The organism is Shewanella canadensis, from assembly GCF_003966225.1.
Taxonomy (GTDB): Bacteria; Pseudomonadota; Gammaproteobacteria; order Enterobacterales; family Shewanellaceae; genus Shewanella; species Shewanella canadensis.
Map to the genome: position 1 here is coordinate 1 of NZ_RXNU01000033.1, position 4,517 is coordinate 4,517.

A 4,517-nucleotide genomic window follows, 5' to 3' on the forward strand; every position below is an offset into this window, starting at 1 on the left:
TACCAACCAAGTTGACTGGACACGCAGTCAATTAAGAAGTTTAACACAAGGCAAGATGTCAACTGATGACTATATCGTCAAATACAAGGCTCTATACCAACAGGCAGCAATTGATGAATCACATGCCATCTCTATTTTGGAAACCAACACCAGACGGAGCATCATAGCTCAAATCTTCAAGGAGGACAAACGGTCCTCTTCTTTATTTACATACCTCAAAGAAATCAGACGTGTCGGGGCCGCACAAGAAGCCCTCGACTTTGTTATGGGCTCCTCTTTCAGAAAGGTCGCATCACGCGATCCAGATGCTATGCAAATAGACGCCGCCCAGCGCGGATCGTCTCCTAAGAAAATGTCTTGCTATAATTGTGGTGGAGACCACGGGGTCAAGAACTGCCCCAAACCTCGTATACAATGCCCCTCATGCAAATGGCTAGGGGGTAAACACAAAAAGGAATGTGCCGGCGGCCGTAACGTACGTGTTGCCGAGCAGCCACAGGAACAGCCGAGAAGGGAAGCCCCACGGGGTCAGGATCCTTTTGCGGCTATACGCCACATGAACTATGACGAAATGCGTGCTTATTTCTGGGATATGAAAGATGTCCATGATAAGGGAAAAGGCCGTGCTGCATGAACAAACTGGGTGTTCATGCAGCAACATTTGACGATTATCTATGTAACCGATTTTCTGTCCATGAGGTTGAAGAACCTAGGGAAAGCACAGATGATACGGATACTTTTTCAAATTCTTTTCAATGCCAAACTGGGTCCTCTTCAGTGAAGGGGCTCGGCCGGGGCTTCAAACCGGTACTTAATTCAGTTTCAAACAAAACCCAAAAAAATACGCCAGATGAACAAATCCCAGACGAATTTTTCCTACGCACGTTGAACATGGAAAGGGAGATCTTAATGAAGATCAAAGTCGCACCCTCCCATGATAAGAAGTCTTTCATCTCTACCAACGCGCTGCTTGATTGTGGTGCTAATGTAATATTTGTCGATAAGAAGTGGGCTATGGAGCAGAAGTTGCCACTTACGCCCCTACGTCACCCGATCCCCGTATTTAACGTTGATGGATCAAAGAACTCGGCTGGAAACGTCACACACTCCGTCGAGGTAATTATAGATTATGAAGGACACAGGGAACGTGTTACCGCCGAGGTTACGGATCTAGGACGTAATCAGATCATCCTCGGTTACACGTGGCTAAAGAAGCACAATCCCGAAATAGATTGGTCTAAAGGCGAAGTCAAGATGACGAGGTGCCCCAGAAGCTGCCATCTATTAAAGGAAAAGAGTGTATTCCTACGTGTTTTAGAAAAAGAAGAAGAAGAGGCCGCCTACCATGCCTATGCAATACGTGCTAGTATTGAGGCGCCTCCTAAGATTGAGAAGACTATAGAAGAGATGGTGCCTAGCGCATACCATCAGTATTATGGACGGTTCTCTAAGGGAGAATCTGAACGCATGCCAGTCAGAAAACCCTGGGATCATGCGATCGACTTGAAGGAATCATTCGTTCCAAGAAAAGGAAGGATGATCCCCCTCTCAGTAGAAGAGCAGAAAGAAGTTTCTAGCTTCATAGATGAACAACTGAGGAAGGGTTACATACAACCTTCGAAGTCCCCGCAGACGTCCCCTGTTTTCTTTGTACCAAAGAAGGAAGGTACCAAACGCATGGTTCAAGATTATCGCTATCTAAACGAGCACACCGTCAAAAATAACTATCCGCTCCCGCTGATTTCCCAATTAGTGGATAAGCTTAAAGGAGCTAAATTATTCACAAAAATGGATCTACGATGGGGATACAATAATGTTCGCATCAAGGAAGGCGATGAGTGGAAAGCCGCCTTCGTATGCTTCCGCGGTGCATATGAACCCCTCGTTATGTATTTCGGTCTATGCAACTCGCCCGCCACATTCCAAGCAATGATGAATGAAATCTTTGCCGATATGGATGACGTAGTGGTGGTATATATTGACGATCTATTAATATTCACGAAGACCAATGACGTCAAGGAGCACGAAAGAATCGTGAAGGAAGTCCTGCGTCGATTAGAAGAAAACGACCTATTTATCAAACCAGAAAAGTGTACCTTTACGGTACCAGAAGTAGAGTTCCTCGGTATGATAGTAGGCCAAGATGGAATTAAGATGGACGACTCGAAGGTTAAGGCTATTCTGGAATGGCCTGCACCCAAGAATGTTAGAGGAGTTAGGAGTTTCCTCGGACTTGCCAACTTCTACCGAAGGTTTATCCAAGGGTATGCCCAAGTGGCTAGGCCCCTAAATGATCTTACAAAAAAGGATACACCCTTCGCATGGAAGGAGGCACAACAAGAAGCGTTTGATGCGCTGAAACAGAAGTTTACGTCCGCTCCAATCCTTGCATTCCCAGATGAAGACAGTCGCTTCCGTCTTGAATGTGACGCCTCAGACTTTGCAACAGGCGGAGTCTTATCTATTGAGAAGAATGGCTCATGGCATCCAGTTGCCTATGCCTCACGGTCTATGACCCCTGAAGAGAGGAATTATCCGATCGCTGACAAAGAAATGCTCAGCATGATTCAGGCTCTCGAAGGATGGAGACATTATTTGGAAGGTGCTAAATATGAGTTCGAGATCTGGAATGATCACAAGAACCTCCAATATTTTATGAAAGCACAAGATCTCAACCGTCGCCAAGCGCGATGGGCACAATATCTATCTAGGTTTAACTTTAAGCTCGTCCATAAGCCAGGAACCTCAATGGGGAAGGCCGATGCCTTATCAAGAAGAGAAGATCATATGATCGGCATCGAGGACGATAACAAAGGAGTAACTATTATTACGCTGGAGAAGATTAGGGCGACCATCTTGATCTCCGATGAAGGCGATAAGATCAAACAACAGATTCTTGAAGCTACGTATAAGCTGAAGGAATCAGAAGAACAGAAGCTATGTGAGAAGTTCCACATCTGTGAAGAGAAAGATGGAATTCTCTATGACGCACATCAACGGATGTATGTGCCTGACGACGACGGTCTACGGCAATCTATTATTACACTTCATCACGACACTCCGGTTGCCGGACATCCAGGAGTAGAGAAGACGCTTAATCTGCTACAACGCAGCTATTTTTGGCCTCTGATGTCACATCAAGTCAAAGATTATGTATCCCGATGCGATAGATGTGCACGTATGAAAGGGAGTAACCAGCCTCCTGCCGGTAAATTAAACCCCTTGGAAGTGCCAAGCACACCTTGGGAAGACATATCAGCAGATTTCACGACAGATCTGCCTGATTCCAATGGGTTCGACTCCATTCTTGTAGTAATGGACAGGTTCTCAAAAGAAGTCGAATTCATCCCATGCCTAAAGACGACGACAGCCCTTGACACGGCTCGTCTATATTTACAACATGTCTGGAAGGCACATGGCCTACCTAGAACGATCATATCTGATCGTGGACCACAGTTTGCAGCCGAAGTTATGCGCGCACTGTGCAAGCGATTAGGTATTACCCCTAAATTATCTACAGCACATCATCCGCAGACAGACGGTCAGACGGAAAGAATGAATCGAGATCTAGAACAATATCTTCGGTTATTCTGTGCAGAGAAGGAAGGAGAATGGGCTGATTGGCTTGCCATCGCTCAATTCTCGTATAACACTAAAAGACAGGCTTCTACTAAGAAGACCCCTTTCGAAGTTACGCGGTCATATGCTCCAAGAATGGGCTTCGAGCAACACGTGTCTAAAGCACCAGCAGCTGATGACTTTGCCGAAGAGATGGCCAAGACTTTGAAGGAAACTAGAGATAATTTAATTGATGCTCAGAAGCGTATGAAGATCCAAGCTGATAAGCACAGATCAAAGGCCCCTGAATATGTCATTGGGGATAGGGTTTGGCTCAGCACAAGTAATCTCCGCTTACCCCGCGCATCACGTAAATTAACCGAACGATGGATCGGTCCCTATGAGATCACCAAACTGGTGGGAACAAATGCGTTGACGCTTAAGCTCCCCAAATCTATGCGTATTCACCCTACGGTTAACATCTCACAGGTCAAGCCTTACAAAGAGCGCTTGCCAGGGCAACCAGTTGTTGCCCCTGGACCCATTGAAGTAACCGAAGGAAGAGAAGAAGAGTATGAAGTAGATTATGTGGTTGACTCACGAAAGAAGGGTAACCGACTCGAATATTTAATCCACTGGAAGGGCTATACAGATGAAGATAGGACTTGGGAACCCGCTGGCAATTTAGGAAATGCTTCCGACGCGGTCGCTGCCTTCCACCGGGCTAACCCCTCTGCTCCTCGTAAGCTAAGAATGGCTTACCTAGATTTCCTCACTCTGTTCAAGCCTTTCGATAATTTAACCGTCCCATCAGCCCGTGACACTCCCTTTGATCGTCTGGAAGTCGATCCTTAGGAGGGGGGTAGTGTTACGATATGCTTTTTCCCCTATTTTTCCCGCTATTATCTGACGCCTTTTGACTTAGAAACGTCTAAGTCCCTTTATCTTATCTTATCTCG

At 46.0% G+C, this 4,517-nt stretch carries 2 protein-coding genes; both read left to right on the plus strand.

From position 1 onward, the window contains the following. A partial coding sequence (locus EKG38_RS25525) for a hypothetical protein (protein WP_185826951.1) occupies positions 1-634 on the plus strand: 634 nt, incomplete at its 5' end. Continuing rightward, complete coding sequence (locus EKG38_RS25530; RefSeq protein WP_126523514.1) at positions 631-4,413, plus strand: reverse transcriptase domain-containing protein; 3,783 nt, start codon at positions 631-633, stop codon at positions 4,411-4,413. The genes EKG38_RS25525 and EKG38_RS25530, both read left to right, overlap by 4 nt. The last annotated feature ends 104 nt before the right edge of the window (positions 4,414-4,517 follow it).